Below are 21,191 nucleotides of genomic sequence, written 5' to 3' on the forward strand. Positions count from 1 at the left end.
TATATAATTTAACGAATTTATAATAAAGAAAATGAAGAAGGGGAGGAATAGCAATGAAATTAGACGATGTAGTTTATATGAATGAGTTAGAAGGCGGACTTCTATTGCACAATGGAAAAAGGTAGTGGATTAGGAGATAAGGACGAAGAAGAATTTATCCCGTTCGAGGGATATGAAAAAACAAGTATGTTCGGATTGATTAAAAACGATTGTTACGAAGAAGGATAATCCATGGAATAAGAAATACACAAAGTGGGAAGAACCCTATGAGATATTGCAAGAGAAAAGGGCCTCCAGAATGTTTGGTGGAGAAGAATATGTAGGAGATATATCAAAGAGCATAAGATAAAAACCCATTAAAAAGCAGGAGGGGAGCCCCTCCGCTTCTTACGATTATTCATTAAAGTGTCACTAATTCTTTCGGGAATTTCGTTAGAATCTCAACACCATTTTCAGTTACATAAAGGTCATCCTCGATGCGGACGCCGGCTTTATTAGGGACATAGATGCCGGGTTCTATCGTGAATACCATGCCTTTTTCCAATTTCAGCTCATTGATCTCAGTCAAGGATGGGTATTCGTGTACGCTGATGCCAAGTCCATGTCCTAGGCGGTGAGGGAAGTAATCCCCATAGCCCTTTCCACGGATGATATTACGAGCGGTCAAGTCAACTTCCGCACAAGTGACACCTGGGCGGCATGCAGCAACAGCTGCTTTTTGGGCTTCTAAGACCGTCTCATAAATCTCTCTTTGCTCATCAGAAATTTGACCATAGGCAACCGTACGGGTAATGTCTGAGCAATAGCCATCGACAACAACACCAAGGTCAAAAAGGACAAGATCCCCTTTTTTCACTTTTGTTTGGCCTGGAACACCATGCGGTGAAGCAGCATTCTCACCTGTTAATACCATCGTTGCAAATGACATCTCAGAGACGCCTTCTTTTTTCAATTGGTATTCAAGGGCAGCGAGAATTTCCATTTCTGTTTTGCCTTCAGCAATTTCTTCTGTTCCGATTTTTACGGCGTAATCAGCAAGACGGCAAGCTTCTTTAATGATTGCAAGTTCGCTTTCGCTTTTGACCATTCGTAATTGGCGCATTTTTTCTTCGGCGGATATGTATGAAGGTTGGCCAAGAATGGCATTGAGCCCCTCTAGGCGCTCCATTGTTAAATGTTCCTTCTCAACCGCGAGCGTTTGAATGGAGACATTGCGTTTTTTCAATACTTCCTGGATACGTTCCCACGGATTCTGGGTATCCAAAATTCCGACAATTTCATATGACCAGCCTGCTTGTTTCGCGTCAGGAACCTCCATTTGCGGGCAAATCAAGATTGGCTCATCTGTCGGGAAGGCAAGAACGGCAAGCAGGCGCTCATGTGGATCGCTGTGAAAGCCGCTTAAATAGAAAACATTCTCGGTAGATGTGATAAATGCTGCATCAGCTTGTTTTTCCTTTAGCCAATCAGCTAGTAATTTTAAGTTGCTCATTTAAACTGCCTCCTGTACTCTAGTGATATGTATAGTAGGTTATCAATTAAATCAAAGAAAGTAAATTGTTAGAAAATAAAAAATGCGGGTATTTATATCCAATAGTGAAGAAAAGGAGAGATGAATCTTGAAAGTTTCTTACCATGGCCATTCCGTTGTCAAAATTGAGACAGACAAGCATCAAATCTTAATTGATCCATTTATTACGGGCAATGAGCTGACAGATTTAAAGGTCGAGGATGTCAGCCCGGACTTCATTTTATTGACACATGGGCATAGTGATCATGTCGGGGATACGATTGAGCTCGCAAAAAAGCATGATGCCCTTGTTATCTGCAACTTTGAGATGAGTACATATCTAGGTTGGAAGGGCGTGAAAACGCATGGGATGTCCATCGGGGGCGCATATGAATTTGAGTTTGGGCGCGTGAAGCTTACTCAAGCCTTCCATGGAACTGGCTTTGAAGAGAACGGTCAAATGATTTATGGCGGTATGCCGGCCGGGATTCTCGTAACGATTGATGGCAAGACGGTCTTCCATGCCGGGGATACGGGATTATTCTCTGATATGAAGTTGATTGGTGATCGGCATCCAATCGACCTTGCCTTTATTCCGATTGGGGATAATTTCACGATGGGACCGGAGGATGCGGCGCTTGCAGTTGAATTCCTGCATCCGAAACAGGCCGTTCCGATTCACTATGATACTTTCCCGCCAATTAAGCAGGACCCGCATCATTTCGCTGCCCTGTGTGAGAAGGGTGTCGTAAATGTGATGGCTCCTGGGGATTCGGTGGAACTATAAGGAACAGCAAGAAGCATAGCACCCGGCAAATCAAGGGAGCCGTGCTTCTTTTTTTTGAAATCTCTCATATATTACTCGTATAGGAGGGATTTTCGATGAAGAAAAGGTATGGATTTTGTTTTGTTGCTGCCTTTGTGATGCTAATGTGGTCATTACCTCATTTAACCTTTGAGGGGACAAGGGAGGAAATTTTATTCTCTGCTGCGTGGATGGCGCTTGCCTTTTGTGTCCTTGCTGGCAATCTGTCCGGTATTCTGTATGGAAAAGCCGGCAGAAGGGAATCCTCTAAGGCTGCAGGAGCGGCTAAGGTAAGGCAAAAAGGTGTATAAAAAAAGGGCTGTTTGATAGAATCACCCTTTTCCCATTATAATGAAGAATAATGGATAACGAAAAAGGGTGAATAGTTTGGCTACTAAGCATGAACAAATATTACATTATATTGATGAACTTCCGATTGGCCAGAAGATTTCCGTCCGTCAGATTGCAAAGGCGCTCATGGTTAGTGAGGGAACGGCTTACCGTGCCATCAAGGATGCAGAGACGAAAGGGTATGTGAGCACGATTGAACGTGTGGGAACCATTCGAATTGAGCGGAAGAAGAAAGAGAATATTGAGAAGCTGACGTTTGCAGAAGTGGTTAATATTGTGGATGGACAAGTTCTCGGAGGAAGGTCAGGTCTCCACAAAACATTAAATAAGTTTGTCATCGGAGCGATGGAGCTTGATGCGATGATGCGTTACACAGAAGCAGGGAACCTTCTCATTGTCGGAAACCGGGTCCAGGCGCATGAGCTTGCCTTGAAGGCAGGGGCGGCCGTCCTGATCACGGGCGGATTTGATACGGTGGATTCCATTAAGAGACTGGCCGATGAATTGCAAATGCCGGTTATCTCTACCTCTTATGATACGTTTACGGTAGCAACGATGATCAACCGGGCTATCTATGACCAATTGATTAAGAAGGAAATCCTGCTTGTGGAAGACATTCTTATTCCTGCTGACCGGACCGAGGTGCTGCGAGTCGGAAATACGATTGAGGACTGGACAGAGCTTAATCGGAAGACAAAGCACAGCCGTTTCCCGGTCGTTGATGAGAATATGAGGCTCCAAGGGATGGTTACGTCTCGTGATATTCTAGGGATGGCATCAGAAACGGCCATTGAAAAAGTCATGACGAAAAATCCGATTTTTACTGGAGAAAAGACAAGTGTTGCGAGTGCTGCCCATATGATGGTATGGGAAGGAATTGAGCTCCTGCCTGTTGTGGATAACCGTAATATCCTGATTGGGATCATCAGCCGTCAGGATGTCCTGAAGGCTCTTCAAATGAGTCAGCGACAGCCGCAGGTAGGTGAAACAATTGATGATGTCATAGCTAATCAGATGAATGTCGTTCAAGAGGAGGATGCTTATGAATGCGAAGTGACTCCGCAAATGACAAATCATTTAGGAACCATTTCGTACGGTGTCTTTACGGCTCTTGTCATTGAGGCGGCAAATCGTGCACTTCGCGGCTATAAGAGGGGTGAGCTGGTTGTTGAAAATATGACCGTTTATTTCCTTAAGCCTGTTCAGCTGGAAAGTATTCTAAAGATTGCCCCGAAGATTCTCGAGGTCGGCCGTAAATTCGGGAAAGTAGAGATTGATGTGTTCAATGAGGGGAAATTGGTCGGGAAAGCCATGATCATGTGCCAATTGCTCGAGCGCTGATGAGATTGCTGGATTAAAAAATGCCTTAACCATTAGAAAGGTATTCCTTGGTTAAGGCATTTTTGCTAGCAAGGCTGTCTCTTATTTAGACATGGCGTGGAATTCATCCTCTGCCAGCGGAGCAAAGTGGCGGTACATTTTAAATCCGCCATATAGGCTTAGTGCCCCCATGATGATGAAGATTCCTGCTATAAAATAAGTGATGGTCGTTTGATATAGAAATAATTGATTGATTCCGAATGTCAGTACGAAAAAGCCGAGGGTCATGGATGACTTTCCTTTCAGGCATGCACGCTGCATCGGATGATGCGTCCGGTACGTTTTCGCTTTATAGTAAATATAAAAGGACAGGGATGTCACAATCAAGAAAACTAGTATAGGCATGAGCTGGCCTCCGTTAGAATAGTATGTCTATATTGTACAAGAAATAGAATAAAATGACCAATATGGAACGACCTTCCATAAGGGTCTGATTTTTGTTTTAATAAAGAGTAGGAAGACTCATTAAAGGAGAATCGAGAATGAAAGAACGCATACTTGATGCAATTAAACAATATGAGACGATTATTATACATAGGCATGTGCGTCCGGACCCGGATGCCTACGGGTCTCAATGTGGACTAGGGGAAATAATTAAAGCCTCTTTCCCTGAGAAGAATGTATATATGGTGGGGCAGGAAGAGGAATCCCTCCGGTTTTTAAAAGAGCTTGACCAAATCCCGGATTCCGTCTATGAAAAGGCACTCGTCATTGTATGTGATACAGCCAATCAGGAGCGGGTGTGTGACCAGCGCTATACGATGGGGGACCAGCTGATTAAGATTGACCATCACCCAAATGATGATGTATATGGGGATATTGTCTGGGTGGATACATCGGCGAGCTCATGCAGCGAGATGATTTACGATTTTTATATGTTCGGTAAGGATAAAGGATTAACCATGAATAAAGAGGCAGCTCGGCTTCTTTATGCTGGCATTGTCGGAGATACCGGACGATTCCTTTATCCAAGTACAACGGATAAAACCTTTCAATATGCAGGTGAGCTGATTCATTATGGCTTTGACCGTACTTCACTCTATAATGGCATTTATGATGTGGATGAGGCCGTCGCTCGTTTAAATGGCTATGTGTTTGAGAATTTTAAGATGGATAAAAATGGTGTTGGCTCCATGGTCATCACAAAGGAAATCATGGCACGCTTTGGGGTGAATGCCTCACAGGCTTCCCTTCTGGTAAGTACGCTTGGCGGTATTAAAGGCTTGAAGGCATGGGTATTCTTCATTGAGGAGAATAACGATATCCGGGTGCGCCTTCGTTCGAAGGGACCGGTCATCAATGGTATTGCCAAAAAGTATAATGGCGGAGGGCATCCGCTCGCATCTGGAGCCACCATTTATGATTGGGCAGATGTGGATAAAGTTATCGCAGACTTAGTAGCGGTTTGCCAAGCCGATAAGTAAAACAGAGGCTGATCTGAAAGCATGTTAAAAGGCTTTCAGATTAGTCTTTTTATTTGTGGCCAAATTAGCTGGAAGGAATCGAAACTAGGATATCCGCCTGTGCAATCTTTGTGTAGCCTTATCTTCTTAATGCAAAAAATGAGGCTGGGACAACCGAAATAAATGATCCTCAAAAACGAATGATTGTCACTTATTCTTCCTTTTCAATAGCAGTTGGAAATACAAGTCCATTCCATTGAGCGAAATGCACTCGTTCCTCTACTTTCCTTAGGAGTCGAGTGCATTTCGCTCAATTCCACTAGTCAATAATAGTAGAAAGCCACCATCAACTTATGCATAGAAAACAACAAATGAAGACCCAAAGGAATAGACGATAGATTCATTCTTTTATCGTCTAATCCTTCGGGTTTATCATTGGCTGAAATACTTATGTCCCAGCCTCTTTTGATTCCCTACATTTGCTTGATTGTCAGCTCAATTTCGATATTGGTGTAGATGACTAGTTCCTTAATTTCCAGCTGGTAATGGCGGCTGTTTAGCTTAATATCCTTGTTGATGATGGCTCGTTTGAGCAGCTCCTTGCCTTTGCTGACGCTTTCTAAATCCTTTCCAATCAAGGAAGCGAAATCCTTTTGGATGCTTTGCTCCACCTCAAATATGCTGAGCGGGTCGAGCCGGTATTTCTTATAGTTGGTGATACGGATAGAAACATCCTGAACAAGCAGGCGGCTTTCATTTTTCTTGTTGAGTATTTCATATTCGCTCTGCCAAATATCGACCTCTTCATATAAATCCTTGATGGTGTCCTGCTGTGTTTGGATGAGCTGCACTTGCTTTTCCTGCAGGTCGCCGAACATGTAAAAGAAAAGGCCCCAGCTGATGACAGCGCCTATGGCGGCTCCCGCAAAGAAGCGCTGCCATAGGGGGCTGCGGTAATAAGGCGGAATCCTCATGGGTGCATTTGCTCCTGGGTCAGCCAGGAAATAATCAGGGCACCAGCCTGTGCACCGCCGAGGGCTGAAATAATAAGCAGGATCTGTTTGAAGATATCCTTTGTTTCCCCATGGAATATCCCTCTTTCAAATGAGTAAACGGCATCAAATGTACCGCCGATGGCCGCGACGATGGCCCAAATCCTCAAACCCTCCGATAAGCGGAACACATGGGTTAATGGAGGCTGTCCTGTAATGAAGGCGGCGAGTCCCCCGATTAATGACCCGCCTAAGATGACCCCTAATGAAATGAAGAAGCTGTTAATAAAGGCAGGTAAAAATGCTTGATCCATCTAACTCGTCCTTTTTTGTTTTTGTTACATGTATATGGACGGACAAAGGATATTATGAGGAAGTCCAAAAACTTTCAAAATGAAAATGCGAACATATTTTCTTTTTTTCTCCAGGACTCTTATAATAGAGAGGAAGAATCGTTTTAGATGATTTAGTTTGATTAAGAAAGAAGGATGTGACGCCAATGTCTTTTGTCCATCTTCATGTATATAGTGCCTATAGCTTGCTTGAAAGCACATTGTCAGTGAAAGAAATGGTTGCCGGTGCAAAGCATAGAGGCTACAAAGCCCTTGCTCTTACAGACCGCAATGTGATGTATGCGGCACCAGCCTTTTATAAAGAATGCTTAGCCCAGGGGATTAAACCAATTATCGGGTTGACCTGTGATCTGATGAATGAGGAGGAGACAAGTAGCTTTCCCCTCCTGCTGCTTGCGTTGAATAATCAAGGCTACAAGAACTTGATGAAAATCTCGAGCGCGATTCAGACAAGGGCAAATGAAGGCCTTCCTGACAGGTGGTTGAAAGGCTATGCGAACGGATTGGTAGCAATCAGTCCTGGGGCTGAAGGGCAAATTGAAGGACTTTTGGAACAAGGTGATGATGCAGGTGCGGCCGCCCTGGTTTATAAATACAAGCGGATCTTTGGCGAGGGCCGTTTTTATCTTTCGCTTCCCCGGAATAAAAGGTCAATCTGGGAGAAGGTGAAAAGGCTTGCTGAAGAAGCGGGGGTTCCGTTTGTTGCCGCTGGTCCAGTCCGTTATATGGATGAAGGGGATATCTTAGCCTATCAGGGGCTGACTTGCCTGAAAGACAATATAAAGCTTGCTGATATGGAAGATACAGAAATTACAAAGGAAGACTCGATGCATCTTGCCTCCATTGAGGAGATGGTCGAGTTGTACGGGGCAGAGCCGGATGCTCTGGAGAATGCCGTAAGGATTGCGAGAGGCTGCACCGTTACTATGGACTTCCATCAAAAGCTCCTGCCGAAGTACCCTGTGCCGGATAACAGGCAAGCAGATGTCTATTTGGCGGAAATATGCCATCGCGGTCTTGAAAAGCGCTACCCTGACCGCAGTAAACAGCATGAAGACCGGTTGAATTATGAGCTTTCTGTCATTGCGAAAATGGGATTCAGCGATTATTTCCTTATTGTGTGGGATTTCATGAACCATGCGCATAAGTCAGGGATTATGACAGGACCAGGACGGGGCTCTGCTGCCGGGTCCATTGTGTCCTATTGCCTCGGAATCACGAATGTTGACCCCATAAAGAATGAACTTCTTTTTGAGCGCTTTCTGAATCCTGAGAGAATTACGATGCCGGATATTGATATCGACTTCCCTGATAATCGCCGGGAAGAGATGATTCGTTATGTGGCAGAGAAGTACGGTGCTCTTCACGTTGCACAAATCATTACCTTTGGAACCTTTGGTATGAAGGCGGCACTAAGAGATGCCGGAAGAGTCTTTGGTCTGAATATGAAGGAGATTGAGCAATTATCCAGAACGCTCCCTCCCGGCCAAGGGATGACGATACGCCAGGCCTTAGCAGAATCCTCGCGTCTGCGCGATTGGGTGAAGCAAGCGGAGCATCATCAAAGAATCATTGATATGGCCCAAAAGTGGGAGGGGCTGCCTAGGCATACCTCTATCCATGCAGCAGGAGTTGTGATTACAGACCGCCCTCTTACGGAGACTATTCCGATTCAGGCTGGGCATGAAGGTGTGTATTTAACCCAGTTTGCGATGGAATACCTCGAGGAGATTGGGCTTTTGAAGATGGACTTTCTCGGATTGCGCAATTTAACCTTGCTGGATCAGATTCTTAGGCAGATTGAGCGGTCAACCGGGCGGAGGATTCATTTGAGTCAATTACCGCTTGATGATGAGAAGACCTATGAATTGCTCTCAAAAGGCCGTACGTCAGGTATATTTCAATTTGAATCTGGTGGCATGCAAAATGTCCTTCAGAAGCTTAAACCGACCGCGTTCGGCGATCTGGTGGCCGTAAATGCCCTTTACAGGCCTGGCCCGATGGATAATATCCCGGCATTCATTGCGCGGAAACATGGCAGGGAAACGGTTTCCTATCCTCATCCTGTGCTAAAGGATATCCTTGAGCCAACCTATGGCATTATTGTTTACCAGGAGCAAATTATGCAGATTGCCTCCACAATGGCTGGATTCAGCCTTGGAGAGGCTGATCTTCTTCGCAGAGCGGTCAGCAAGAAGAAGAAGGATGTGCTCGACCAGGAAAGAGAGCACTTCGTACGCGGTGCACAAAGTAAAGGGTATGATGCAAAGCGGGCAAACGATGTGTACGATTTGATTGTCCGTTTTGCCAATTACGGCTTTCCTAAAAGTCATGCGGTTGCTTATAGTTTGATTGCTTATCAGCTCGCGTATTTGAAGGCAAACTATTTCCTTCATTTCATGGCCGGTATTATGACATCTGTTATCGGCAATGAGGAGAAGATTCTCCAATATGTACAGGAATTGAAGAGCAATGGCTATGAGATATTACCGCCGTCAATCAATAAGAGCCATTACCCGTTCACGATTGAGAAAGGATTGGGGATTCGCTACAGTCTTGCTGGAATCAAAGGGATTGGGGCGTCTGTTTTGCGGGAGATTGTCCAAGCACGCAAAAATGGTCCCTTCCTCGACTTATTTGATTTTTGTGTACGTGCTCCTGCACGGATAGTGAATAGAAAGGTGCTTGAGAATTTATGCTATGCGGGTGCATTCGATGAGTTCTCCATTGACCGGGCAAGCCTGCTTGCAAGCATTGATGTAGCATTGGAGCATGTTGAATTGGTCCGTCCGTCAAACGGTGATTCCAGCTTTTTTGATGCAGATGATGAGATGATCAAGCCAAAATACATGATGGTTGACGCGATGCCTTCTGCCGTAAAGCTGCAAAAAGAAAAAGAGGTGCTTGGATTTTATTTATCTGACCATCCGCTATCGGGCTTCCGGAGGAAATTAACACAGGCGGGCGCCTTGCCTATTGTGAAGTATCGCGCTGGTATGTCCGGGTATCTCGGTGCTTTTATTCAATCCGTAAAAACGATTCGGACAAAAAAGGGAGAAAATATGGCCTTTTTGACAGCCGGTGATGAGACGGGAGAAATAGAATGTGTCGCATTTCCGGATGTGTACCGACATCATAGCAGCCTGTTGAAGGAAGGAAATATGCTGCTGTTGGAGGGGAAATCAGAGGAGCGGAATGGCAAGCGGCAGTTTGTAATCAAAACGATGTATGACTTGAATGAAGAGAATGAGCAATTGCGCTCTCTGTTTAAATCGCTTTACATCAGGCTTACATCGGATAGGCAAACTGCCGAAAATCTTGCTAGTATCAAGAAATGTCTTGCGGGATACCGCGGCAGCGTAAAAGTATATCTGCATTATGAGAAGGAAGCAAAGACGATTCAACTGTCAAAAGATAATTGGGTAAACCCTTCTCCCCATTTAATCTCAAGCCTTGAGGATATTGCTGGTAAAGGAAATGTGTTGTTAAAAGAAGATTGACTAGGAATCAGCCTGAATATTGTGATATATTGAAAGATATCATTTCTGGTCAGACCATCAAGATGGATGGGACAGATATTGTTTTATATGGAGAAGGGGTGTTTGGAGATGACGTTAAGAGAAGAAGCATTGCATATGCATCGTATTAACAAAGGGAAGTTGGAAACCGTGTCTAAAGTTCCGGTACAAAATGCGAAGGATTTAAGCCTGGCCTACTCTCCGGGCGTTGCAGAGCCTTGCAAGCAAATTCATGATAAACCGGATACAGTATATGAATATACCATAAAAGGCAATACAGTCGCTGTTGTCTCCGACGGAACAGCCGTACTTGGACTGGGAAATATCGGTCCTGAGGCAGCCCTGCCTGTTATGGAAGGAAAGGCTTTGCTATTTAAGAGTTTTGCAGGTGTGGATGCTTTTCCAATCTGCTTGAATACAAATGATGTGGACAAGATTGTAGAAACGGTCAAGCTGCTGGAGCCGACATTTGGCGGAGTCAATCTGGAGGATATTGCTGCGCCGAATTGTTTTGTCATCGAGGAACGGTTAAAAAGAGAAGCCAATATTCCAGTCTTCCATGATGATCAGCATGGAACAGCTATTGTCACGCTTGCCGGTCTCGTGAATGCGCTTAAGCTCTCCAACAAAAAAATGTCCGAGATTAAGGTCGTCGCCAGTGGAGCGGGTGCAGCCGGCATCGCTATCATTAAACTGCTATACAATTTTGGTGTGCGTGATATCATTATGTGTGATAGTAAAGGAGCGATTTTTGAAGATCGTCCCTACGGAATGAACAAGGTGAAAGCAGAGGTTGCAAAGTATACCAACCGCAGCCGCACAGAAGGGTCCCTCAAGGATGTTATCAAGGAGGCCGATGTGTTTATTGGGGTCTCAGTAGCTGATGCACTTACGGTTGAGATGGTTCAATCCATGGCAGAGGATCCAATCATCTTCGCAATGGCTAATCCAACTCCCGAAATCATGCCTGAGCTTGCGAAAGAGGCGGGAGCCAAGGTTGTGGGGACAGGGCGATCGGACTTTCCTAATCAGGTCAATAATGTGCTGGCATTTCCGGGAATTTTCCGCGGAGCTCTGGATGTACGCGCCACTCATATCAATGAGAAGATGAAGGTGGCTGCCGTGCATGCAATTGCGGACTTAATCACGGAGGAAGAGCTGCATGCGGATTATGTCATTCCTGCACCGTTCGATCCCCGGGTAGCACCAGCTGTCGCGGCTGCTGTGGCTAAAGCGGCCATGGAAACAGGTGTTGCACGTTTAAAAGTGGACCCGGAAGAGATTAGAAGAAAAACAGAGTTGTTATCATCAATTGGGAAAAGCGAGTGAGGGCCAGTGGAGCAAAGGCAAGAAACAGGGCAATCAAAGGTTTATTTAGAAATCGTACGTAAGCTTCAGAAAATGATTGAACAGGACAGGCTTGTGCCTGGAGATAAGATTCCATCCGAAAGGGAGCTTTCAGAGCGGTTGAATGTGGGCCGCTCCTCTGTTCGGGAGGCACTTAGGGCCTTAGAGCTCTTAGGCTTAATTGAAACACGCAGAGGAGAAGGCACATTCATCTATAATTTCCAGGAGCACAAGCTTGTGGAACTATTGGGTTCCTTCTTTGTGCTAGAGGGAAAGACGAAGGAAGACTTGCTTGAAGTGAAGCTTCTGCTTGAGAAGGATTGCATTCGAATCCTTTCCGATCGTAGTGACCGTGATCCGGAGGCAGGCAAAGACTTATATCAATGGGCAAGGAACAATTCGTTTACCGATGAAGAATTCTTCACTAAATTGGCTATAATGACAGATAATCGTTTGATGGAGAGAATATGGAGAACTGTTAACAGCTATTGCAAAGCTTCCGGCAGTATCTTCCCTATTTCTGAGCGTAAGCAATACATCCTATTAGCTGCTATGTTAGAGAATGGGCAAAAGGACGAAGCCCTTGCCATTTATGAAGAAAAAATCAGAAAGAGTGTAACGGCCGAATAGAATGGCTGTATAACCAAATGGACTTGGCTTTATCTTTTGAGGATTCATGGAAGGAATCGTTTGTAGTTGGCGGACTATAGGCCTTTCTTCCGTAAACAAGAGGTAAGGCCACTCTTGGTTGTTTAAACACATAGGGGATTGGAAAGGAGATAGGGCAGTTTGTTAAAAGATGTATTTTCAAGGGGACGCAGAAAAAAATATGCGACAATCCCATCAGATAAAGCAAAACAAGATATCCCGGAAGGTATCATGATGAAATGCCCTTCCTGTAAGGTTATCAAATATTCAAAGGAAATCATCAAGAATGACAAAGTTTGTCCTAAATGCGGGTATCATCATACGATGACGGCTTATGAGCGGATTGTGAGCCTTAGTGATGAAGGAACCTTTGAGGAAATCGATCGTATGATTGTGTCAGAGAATCCTTTATCTTTCCCGAATTATCTCGAGAAATTGGATCAGGATCGTAAGAAGACGAACATGAATGAAGCGGTCTTAACAGGAGTATGTCAATTAGGTGGTCAGACCACAGTGGTCGCTGTCATGGATTCGACATTCCGGATGGGAAGTATGGGATCTGCTGTCGGTGAGAAAATCACACGGGCTATTGAGAAGGCAGATGAATTAAAGGTGCCGTTCATCATCTTTACGGCTTCAGGCGGAGCTAGAATGCAGGAAGGGGTATTAAGCTTAATGCAAATGGCGAAGACAAGTGCCGCCTTAAAACGGTTCAGTGATCATCAAGGACTGATTATTTCAATTATGACCCATCCGACGACCGGCGGCGTATCGGCGAGCTTCGCTTCATTAGGAGACTATAATTTGGCTGAACCGGGGGCCTTGATTGGCTTTGCGGGCAGAAGGATTATCGAGCAGACAATCCATGAGAAACTGCCGGAGGACTTCCAAACATCAGAATTTTTGCTTGAGCATGGTCAGCTGGATGCTGTTATCCCCCGCACTGAATTAAAAGCGGCTTTGGTTAATATACTTGAGATTCACATGCCAGGAGGTAATGAGTGATGACAGGGGAATTATCGTTTGAAAAGCCCATCAAGGACTTGCAAGCAAAAATAGCAGAACTGAAGAAACTTGCGGGCACCACTTCCCATGATTTTTCGGAGGATATTGAGACTCTTGAGGATAGGCTGCAGGACATTGAAAAAGAAATTTATGAAACTCTAGAGCCGTGGGATCGTGTTCAAATAGCGCGTCATTCTTTGCGTCCGACCACCAAGGACTATATTGACCGTTTGTTTACGAATTTCTTCGAATGCCACGGCGACCGGTTATATGGTGATGACCATGCGATTATCGGAGGAATTGCTAAATATCGCGGCCAGCCCGTCACGGTAATCGGCCATCAGCGCGGCAAGGATACAAAGGAGAATATCCTTCGTAACTTTGGGATGCCACATCCGGAGGGGTATAGAAAAGCGCTAAGGCTCATGAAGCAGGCTGAAAAGTTCAATCGTCCAGTAATCTGCTTTATCGATACAAAGGGAGCTTATCCAGGAAAGGCAGCAGAAGAGCGCGGTCAAAGTGAAGCTATTGCCCGCAATCTGTTTGAGATGGCGGGATTAAAGGTTCCGATTATTTGTATCGTGATTGGTGAAGGAGGAAGCGGCGGTGCATTGGCCCTTGGCGTAGGCGATCATTTGCATATGCTTGAGAACTCTACATATTCTGTCATATCTCCTGAAGGGGCAGCCTCTATTCTTTGGAAGGATTCCGCTCAAGCGAAAAAAGCGGCGGAGTCAATGAAAATTACGGCGAGGGATTTGAAAGAGCTGGAGATCATTGATGAGGTCATTCCAGAGGTACTTGGCGGAGCCCACCGAAATGTAATGGATCAGGCACGTGAAATTGACCGTATATTAGCGCAGTCTTTGGAGAAACTATCATCACTTGATAAAGATGAGTTATTAGATATGCGCTACCTGAAATACAGGAAGATTGGGAAATACAATTTCCTTGGGAGTGTTTTTACCTATCAATAAGGTGAAAATGAGGGAGCGTACAGATTTTATGTACGTTTCTTTTTTTCGGGGAAGGGAAAAAGTACATGGAATGTTCATTTTCCAAAAATATGCTGAAGATAAATAACATGATAACGTTTCCATTTTTTAAATACTGGTATAATGGGGTTTACGAAAGTTTTTTGTTATCATAGAATAAAAATTGCAATACGGCTATATAGTTTCATCAGAGAGATTTTCCTTTCCATTCTTTACAGGTTGAAGCTCTATAGAGGAGATTATAATATACTTGAGGTGATGATCATGAAGAAAATTGGCGTATTAACAAGCGGAGGAGATTCTCCAGGCATGAACGCCGCCATTCGCGCAGTTGTCCGTAAGGCGATTTACCATAATGTTGAAGTATATGGAATATACAACGGATACCAAGGACTGGTCAATGGAAATATTAAAAAACTTGAACTTGGTTCAGTCGGTGACATTATACATAGAGGAGGAACAATGCTCTATACTGCACGTTGTCCAGAATTCAAGGAAAGAGAAGTGCAGCTTAAGGGTATTGAACAACTTAAGAAATTTGGCATTGAAGGTCTTGTTGTAATCGGCGGAGATGGTTCTTACCGCGGAGCAAGAGCATTGACAGAGCTTGGTTATCCATGTGTGGGTGTGCCTGGAACAATTGATAATGATATTCCAGGAACTGATTTCACGATTGGATTTGACACAGCACTGAATACCGTTATCGATTCCATCGACAAAATTAGAGATACAGCTACATCTCATGAGAGAACATACGTAATTGAGGTTATGGGAAGAAATGCCGGGGATATTGCTCTTTGGGCAGGTCTGGCCGGCGGAGCAGAATCCATTCTCATTCCTGAAGAAAACCATGATATGAATGATATCATTAATAAGCTGAATCGCGGGCATGATAGAGGAAAGAAACACAGTATCATCGTTGTAGCAGAAGGTGTAGGAAACGGGTTTGAAATCGGTGAGGAAATTCAAAAACGCACTGGTGCTGAAACTCGTGTTACCGTACTAGGACACGTTCAGCGCGGTGGTTCCCCTACTGCACAGGACCGCGTTTTAGCGAGCCGTTTGGCAGCCAGCGCAGTTGAATTGCTGATCGAAGGCAAGGGCGGCCGTGCTGTAGGGATCGTGAACAACAAATTGGTTGATTATGATATCATTGAAGCATTGAAGATGCCACATGTGATTGATCAAAAAATGTATAAATTATCAGATGAGCTGTCAATTTAAGTTATATAAAGTAATTAGGAGGATACAGCATGCGTAAAACGAAAATTGTGTGTACGATTGGCCCTGCCAGTGAATCATTAGAAAAGCTGAAAGCTTTAATGGAGGCCGGCATGAATGTGGCGCGCCTAAACTTCTCACACGGAAGCCATGAAGAACACCGTGCACGGATTCAAACAATTCGCCAAGCTGCAAAGGAAACCGGCAAAACAGTTGGGATCTTGCTTGACACGAAAGGTCCTGAAATCCGTACTCATGATATGGAAAATGGCGGTTTTGAATTGGTTGCCGGCCAAAATGTGACTATTTCCAGCACTCAAGTTCTTGGAACACCAGAGAAGTTTTCCATCACTTATGAAGGCTTGATCGATGATGTATATCCAGGTTCAAGAATTCTTGTAGATGATGGATTAATCGGCCTTGAGGTTATCGATGTCGATAAGTCAAAAGGTGAAATCCATACAAAAGTACTTAACACTGGAATGATCAAAAACAAAAAAGGCGTTAACGTTCCTGGTGTTTCTGTGAAATTGCCTGGAATTACGCAAAAAGACGCAGAAGACATTGTTTTCGGTATCGAAGAAGATGTTGATTTCATTGCAGCATCATTCGTTCGCCGTGCAGCTGATGTTCTAGAAATCAGAGAATTGCTTGAAAAACATAATGCTGGCCATATCCAAATCATTCCTAAGATTGAAAACCATGAAGGTGTTGAAAACATCGAGGAAATCCTTGAAGTTTCTGATGGTTTGATGGTTGCACGTGGAGATCTTGGTGTTGAGATTCCAGCAGAAGATGTACCACTTGTTCAAAAGGATCTAATCAAACGCTGCAACCGTTTAGCTAAACCAGTTATCACAGCAACACAAATGCTTGATTCCATGCAGCGCAACCCTCGTCCGACTCGTGCGGAAGCAAGTGACGTTGCGAATGCAATCTTTGACGGTACAGATGCCATCATGCTTTCTGGTGAAACAGCTGCAGGTCAATATCCAGTTGAAGCCGTTCAAACGATGCACAATATTGCACAGAAAACAGAGACAGCTTTGAACTACAAAGCAATTCTTTCTGCACGCAGCAAAGACCATGATTACAATGTGACAGAGGCAATCGGCTTGTCTGTTGCTCATACAGCCCTTAACTTAAAGGTTTCTGCTATTATTGCACCGACACAAAGCGGTTCTACTGCTCGCATGATCTCCCGCTATCGTTCCAATGCACCAATCATTGCTGTTACAGCACATGAGCGTGTAATGCGTAAGCTTGCATTGGTTTGGGGTGTTCAGCCTATCATGGGAACACCAACAACAAACACAGACGATATGCTTGATACAGCTGTAACAGAATCCATGAAAAATGGCTTCGTGAACCCAGGTGATTTGGTTATCATCACAGCAGGTGTTCCAGTTAACGAATCTGGTACAACTAATATCATGAAAATCCATATCATTGGTTCTGTATTGGTGAGCGCCCAAGGTATCGGCCGCAAATCTGCATCAGGCAAAGTAGTTGTGGCGAAAGATGCTGCAGAAGCAAATGAAAAAGCAACAGAAGGATGCATCCTTGTAACAAATGCAAGTGATCGCGACATGATGCCAGCCATCGAGAAATGTGCTGCGCTTATTACGGAAGAAGGCGGATTGACAAGCCATGCTGCCGTTGTAGGATTAAGCCAAGGCATTCCGGTTATCGTTGGCGCAAAAAATGCGACAGTTGATTTGAAAGACGGACAAACTGTTACCGTTCATGCAAGAAGCGGACGTATTTATGAAGGACATGCAAGCATCCTTTAATCAATAAATGAGAAAGAGTTGTTTAAGTTGGCCTTTTGCTAATTTAGGCAGCTCTTTTTCTTTTCGTGGTACACTGGTAGGAAGAGATAATGTAGGAGGGCTTTTATGAAACGATCAACGTTTCTATTTATCCTGATACCGGCAATTGAAATTATTGTCCTGCTGCTGTCAGGCTCTTATATTGGGATTGGGTGGACGGTATCCCTTATGTTCTTAACCGGTATTTTCGGCTTTTTCTTCGCTAAGAGGCAGGGAATACAGACCCTGAGAAGGGCACAGGAACAATTGAATAGGGGAATGATGCCTGGTGAGGAGCTCTTTAATGGAATTTGTATTCTTGCGGGTGCTTTCCTGCTTCTTTTGCCAGGCTTTATTAGTGACATTGCCGGACTTATGCTGCTTATTCCAATCACAAGGAAATGGGTCAAGCCGCTGCTAACTGCGTTACTGTGGAAGCTGATGAGCAAGTCACGAGGTACGATTAAGATTATCCGTTAAGTGAGCAGGCATGTTTATGGCAGACTGATTCAACAGTCTGCCATGAACAGCCCTTTTTTTATTCAGGGAAATCGGTTGGTTTCCTGCCCATGATAAAATCCCAAACATCATGGAGAATGTGCAGCTTATAAAGCGTGCGGATGATGACGAGGACGATTGGGCCAAGAATGAGCCCGAGAAACCCGAGTATCTTGAAACCGACGAAAATGGCAACTAAGGTCGCAAGCGGGTCAAGCCCTATGCTGGAAGAGAGAATCTTCGGTTCCATAAGCTGACGCTGTACAATGACAACTGTATAAAGAATAGCGAGTCCAAGGGCCAGGCTTAAATTGCCAGTCATTAAGGCATAAATAATCCATGGGACAAACACGAGACCTGTTCCGAGATAAGGAAGCAAGTCAACAAACCCCGTAATCAAGGCGATTGTGATGGCAAATTCGATTCTCAGAATAAGCAATCCAATCAATACAATGAGTGTTGTCATCGAGATCAGGGTCAATTGTGCACGAATAAAGCCAAATAATGCCCGTTCAAGTTCAATGATGACCTTCCGGATGTTTTGGAGGGTCTTATCAGGGAGAAACTGCTGTGTCTTAGCAAGAAGCTTGTTCCATTCCTTTGCGATGAAGAATGTTGCAAGCAAGGTGAAAATGGCGCCCGTTCCAGCACCTGGAAGCCAGCCAATCAACTTAGGAACAAAGCCAAGAGTGGTTTGTATGAGATTTGTCAGAGTTGTTCCAATGCTGCTCCCAATATTTTCGATATTTGATAGAACTGTATCCTGTTGACCAGCTTCGAGATTATTAAACAAAGAAATGATCTTCTCATATAAGGGAAGAATCTTGGCTTGAAAATAATCTTGGATGAGGATAATCATGGTGTTGAGATGCTTTGGCAATACATCAGACAAATAGGCTGCGCCGGCCACGGTTTCTGTGACTAAAAAGGTAATTAATCCTGCAATTAAGGCAATTAGGATGAGCATACTGGCCAAGACAGCCAAAGCACGTGGAAAACGAAGCTTTCCTGTTAGAAAGGTGATGAAGGGATTCATCAAGAAGGCAAGGCATATCCCTATGATAAAAGGGTATGTATATTTCGCCGTCAAAAGCAATAAATAAACAGATGCGGCGGTGCCGACAATGACGAACACAAAGCGCAGGGCACGATATAAATATTCAAGATTCACGATTAATGCCTCCTTAAGCGAGGGTCTTCTTCTATCTATTATATTCTTATCTTTAGTTCAATGAAAATTCGATTATTACCACAAAAGTAAAATAAATTATTTATTTACAATGTTTAGATAAATTGAAACTTGGAAGGATGAAACAACATGTATGGACCTTATATTTTCCTGCTTATTCTTCTTTTGATTGGGGTCATTGCTAAGAATACTTCATTAATGGTCGCAACAGGCTTCCTGCTGTTGATGAAAGTGGCAGGAGCTGACGGCCGCTTTTTAGCGTATGTTCAATCGAAGGGTATCAACTGGGGCGTGACCATTATTACGATTGCGGTACTCGTGCCAATCGCTACCGGTCATATCGGCTTTAAGCAGCTGGCTGAAGCGGCAAAATCCCCGTATGCATGGGTTGCTATGCTTTCCGGAGTGGCGGTAGCTCTTATCGCCAAGAATGGAATTCAACTGCTTGCTAGTGACCCGCATATCACGGTGGCGCTCGTGTTTGGGACAATCTTAGCGGTTGCCCTTTTTAATGGGGTAGCAGTCGGTCCGTTAATTGGTGCCGGCATCGCCTACTTAATGATGCAGCTAATCGATTTATTTCGATAAATCTCTCGGAAAAACCTCTGTCAAATAATTTTACGAGTTGTTTTCTTTCACAAATTTGGAATAATTGTTTATAATTAAAAAAGGCTCGGGTTTCACAAAAATTTACAATTTTTTTGTGAACCCTATTATTATTATTATTCTGAGCAATCGTTCAGAGAATGGGTTAGATGGGTTTAAAACGCTTTCTTATGGTAACGCTTACTTATTATAAGAGTAAAGAAGTTATGCAAGAATATAGCTTTAAAGCCGGGATATATTCAGCATGATTAACCCGACTGACCAGTGAATCGGAAAACATAGGGGAAATTTCTGGCAAAGGAGAGATTTTAATGTCTGTAACAAAAGGTCTAGAAGGTATTGTTGCTACATCATCTTCCATCAGCTCGATCATTGATGACACGCTCACATATGTGGGGTATGACATTGATGATTTAGCGGAAAACGCAAGCTTTGAAGAGGTTATTTTCCTATTATGGAACCTCAGGCTGCCAAATCATCTTGAATTAGAGGACTTGAAGAATCAATTGGCTGCAAATGCTGCATTGCCGAATGAAATCATCGAGCATTTTAAGATGTATCCAATTGAAAAAGTACACCCGATGGGAGCTTTGAGAACGGCTGTATCCATGCTTGGATTATATGACGAGGAAGCAGATGTCATGGATGATCAGGCAAACTTACGAAAAGCTATCCGCTTACAAGCAAAGATTCCAGCCATCGTGACAGCTTTTTCACGCATCCGTAAGGGTCTTGAGCCAATTGCGCCGCGCAAGGATTTTGGTTATGCCCAAAACTTCCTGTACATGTTAAATGGCAAGGAGCCAAGCCAGGTTGAGATTGAGGCATTTAATAAAGCTCTCGTACTTCATGCCGATCATGAATTGAATGCATCTACATTCACTGCACGTGTATGTGTGGCGACTTTATCTGATATGTATTCTGGTGTTACTGCTGCCATTGGTGCCTTGAAGGGACCGCTTCACGGCGGAGCAAATGAAGCAGTTATGAAAATGCTCAAAGAAATAGATTCACTTGAGAATGTCGAGACTTATATTAATGATAAGCTTGATAATAAAGAAAAAATCATGGGATTTGGCCACCGCGTATACCGCAAAGGGGACCCTCGTGCGAAACATCTCCGTGAAATGTCCAAAAGGCTAACTGACATGAACGGCGAACCGAAATGGTATGAAATGTCCACAAGAATTGAGGAATTGGTTACTTCCAGAAAACCTCTTCCGCCAAACGTAGATTTCTATTCTGCATCCGTGTACCACAGTTTAGGTATTGATCATGACCTATTCACACCAATCTTTGCTGTCAGCCGTATGTCCGGTTGGATTGCTCATATTCTTGAGCAATATGAAAACAACCGTTTAATTCGTCCTCGTGCAGAGTATGTCGGTCCTGGCATGCAAAAGTACGTTCCAATCGAAGAACGCTGATTTTCATCTAGTATTGGACAAGCCTCACTAAATAATTCTGATATTTATAAATGTAAAATTTGTTCATAATATTTTAAATAGGTATACTATACTTTAGAGTGTTAAAGAGATAGAGAAGATATAGAGACTAAA

At 43.9% G+C, this 21,191-nt stretch carries 19 protein-coding genes; 14 read left to right on the top strand and 5 right to left on the bottom strand.

From position 1 onward, the window contains the following. Positions 1-400 precede the first annotated feature (400 nt). Positions 401-1,492, bottom strand: coding sequence for a M24 family metallopeptidase (locus ACI35L_RS14260; protein ID WP_049669881.1), 1,092 nt, complete (start codon positions 1,490-1,492; stop codon positions 401-403). A 127-nt stretch (positions 1,493-1,619) separates the two neighbouring features. On the opposite strand from ACI35L_RS14260, the gene ACI35L_RS14265 reads away from it, so the two are divergent. The 3 genes from ACI35L_RS14265 to ACI35L_RS14275 all read left to right on the top strand — a co-directional run bounded on the left by ACI35L_RS14265 (position 1,620) and on the right by ACI35L_RS14275 (position 4,007). Further along, positions 1,620-2,297 (top strand): metal-dependent hydrolase, encoded by a 678-nt coding sequence (locus tag ACI35L_RS14265; protein WP_049669882.1) that lies wholly within the window; start codon positions 1,620-1,622, stop codon positions 2,295-2,297. 95 nt (positions 2,298-2,392) lie between these two features. Further along, complete coding sequence (locus ACI35L_RS14270) at positions 2,393-2,626, top strand: hypothetical protein (protein ID WP_049669883.1); 234 nt, start codon at positions 2,393-2,395, stop codon at positions 2,624-2,626. A 76-nt stretch (positions 2,627-2,702) separates the two neighbouring features. Then, positions 2,703-4,007 carry a CBS domain-containing protein gene (locus tag ACI35L_RS14275; protein WP_049669884.1) on the top strand — a complete coding sequence of 435 codons (1,305 nt, stop codon included), beginning with the start codon at positions 2,703-2,705 and terminating at the stop codon, positions 4,005-4,007. An 81-nt stretch (positions 4,008-4,088) separates the two neighbouring features. Here ACI35L_RS14275 and ACI35L_RS14280 read toward each other — a convergent pair whose 3' ends face one another. After that, positions 4,089-4,391, bottom strand: coding sequence for a YtpI family protein (locus tag ACI35L_RS14280; RefSeq protein WP_049669885.1), 303 nt, complete (start codon positions 4,389-4,391; stop codon positions 4,089-4,091). Positions 4,392-4,528: 137 nt separating this feature from the next. Between ACI35L_RS14280 and ACI35L_RS14285 the strand changes: the two genes are divergently transcribed. Next, positions 4,529-5,470, top strand: a complete 942-nt coding sequence (locus ACI35L_RS14285; protein WP_049669886.1) for a DHH family phosphoesterase — start codon at positions 4,529-4,531, stop codon at positions 5,468-5,470. Between the two features lie 452 nt (positions 5,471-5,922). On the opposite strand, the gene ytrI is transcribed toward ACI35L_RS14285, so the two are convergent. Together ytrI and ACI35L_RS14295 are read right to left on the bottom strand one after the other, a co-directional pair. Then, a complete protein-coding gene (ytrI, locus tag ACI35L_RS14290; protein WP_049669887.1) occupies positions 5,923-6,423 on the bottom strand; it encodes a sporulation membrane protein YtrI in 501 nt (166 codons plus the stop codon). Then, positions 6,420-6,755 (bottom strand): YtrH family sporulation protein, encoded by a 336-nt coding sequence (locus ACI35L_RS14295; protein ID WP_049669888.1) that lies wholly within the window; start codon positions 6,753-6,755, stop codon positions 6,420-6,422. Before ACI35L_RS14295 ends, ytrI begins: the two co-directional genes overlap by 4 nt. Positions 6,756-6,940: 185 nt before the next feature. On the opposite strand from ACI35L_RS14295, the gene dnaE reads away from it, so the two are divergent. The 8 genes from dnaE to ACI35L_RS14335 all read left to right on the top strand — a co-directional run bounded on the left by dnaE (position 6,941) and on the right by ACI35L_RS14335 (position 17,819). Continuing rightward, positions 6,941-10,294, top strand: a complete 3,354-nt coding sequence (gene dnaE / locus ACI35L_RS14300; protein WP_439803146.1) for a DNA polymerase III subunit alpha — start codon at positions 6,941-6,943, stop codon at positions 10,292-10,294. Positions 10,295-10,402: 108 nt separating this feature from the next. Next, positions 10,403-11,641, top strand: a complete 1,239-nt coding sequence (locus ACI35L_RS14305; protein WP_049669890.1) for an NAD(P)-dependent malic enzyme — start codon at positions 10,403-10,405, stop codon at positions 11,639-11,641. 72 nt (positions 11,642-11,713) lie between these two features. After that, on the top strand, positions 11,714-12,289 hold the full coding sequence (locus ACI35L_RS14310) for a FadR/GntR family transcriptional regulator (RefSeq protein WP_049672780.1): 576 nt from the start codon (positions 11,714-11,716) through the stop codon (positions 12,287-12,289). A 159-nt stretch (positions 12,290-12,448) separates the two neighbouring features. Beyond that, positions 12,449-13,312, top strand: coding sequence for an acetyl-CoA carboxylase, carboxyltransferase subunit beta (gene accD, locus ACI35L_RS14315; RefSeq protein WP_439803147.1), 864 nt, complete (start codon positions 12,449-12,451; stop codon positions 13,310-13,312). Further along, entirely contained in the window at positions 13,312-14,289 is a 978-nt protein-coding gene (accA, locus tag ACI35L_RS14320) for an acetyl-CoA carboxylase carboxyl transferase subunit alpha (protein ID WP_439803148.1), read from the top strand. The genes accD and accA overlap by 1 nt, the downstream gene beginning before the upstream one ends. 282 nt (positions 14,290-14,571) lie before the next feature. Further along, positions 14,572-15,531, top strand: coding sequence for a 6-phosphofructokinase (gene pfkA / locus ACI35L_RS14325; RefSeq protein WP_049672781.1), 960 nt, complete (start codon positions 14,572-14,574; stop codon positions 15,529-15,531). Positions 15,532-15,560: 29 nt separating this feature from the next. Next, the gene (pyk, locus tag ACI35L_RS14330; protein ID WP_049669893.1) at positions 15,561-17,321 is read left to right on the top strand and encodes a pyruvate kinase; all 1,761 of its coding nucleotides are present in this window, start codon (positions 15,561-15,563) and stop codon (positions 17,319-17,321) included. A 105-nt stretch (positions 17,322-17,426) separates the two neighbouring features. Then, positions 17,427-17,819 (top strand): FxsA family protein, encoded by a 393-nt coding sequence (locus ACI35L_RS14335; protein ID WP_049669894.1) that lies wholly within the window; start codon positions 17,427-17,429, stop codon positions 17,817-17,819. A gap of 58 nt (positions 17,820-17,877) precedes the next feature. Here ACI35L_RS14335 and ytvI read toward each other — a convergent pair whose 3' ends face one another. Beyond that, entirely contained in the window at positions 17,878-19,008 is a 1,131-nt protein-coding gene (gene ytvI / locus ACI35L_RS14340) for a sporulation integral membrane protein YtvI (protein WP_049669895.1), read from the bottom strand. 147 nt (positions 19,009-19,155) lie between these two features. Between ytvI and ACI35L_RS14345 the strand changes: the two genes are divergently transcribed. Then, a complete protein-coding gene (locus ACI35L_RS14345; protein WP_049669896.1) occupies positions 19,156-19,614 on the top strand; it encodes a DUF441 domain-containing protein in 459 nt (152 codons plus the stop codon). 329 nt (positions 19,615-19,943) lie between these two features. Beyond that, positions 19,944-21,059 carry a citrate synthase gene (gene citZ / locus ACI35L_RS14350; RefSeq protein ID WP_439803149.1) on the top strand — a complete coding sequence of 372 codons (1,116 nt, stop codon included), beginning with the start codon at positions 19,944-19,946 and terminating at the stop codon, positions 21,057-21,059. The last annotated feature ends 132 nt before the right edge of the window (positions 21,060-21,191 follow it).

This window comes from Pradoshia sp. (assembly GCF_051873915.1).
Lineage (GTDB): Bacteria > Bacillota > Bacilli > Bacillales > Pradoshiaceae > Pradoshia.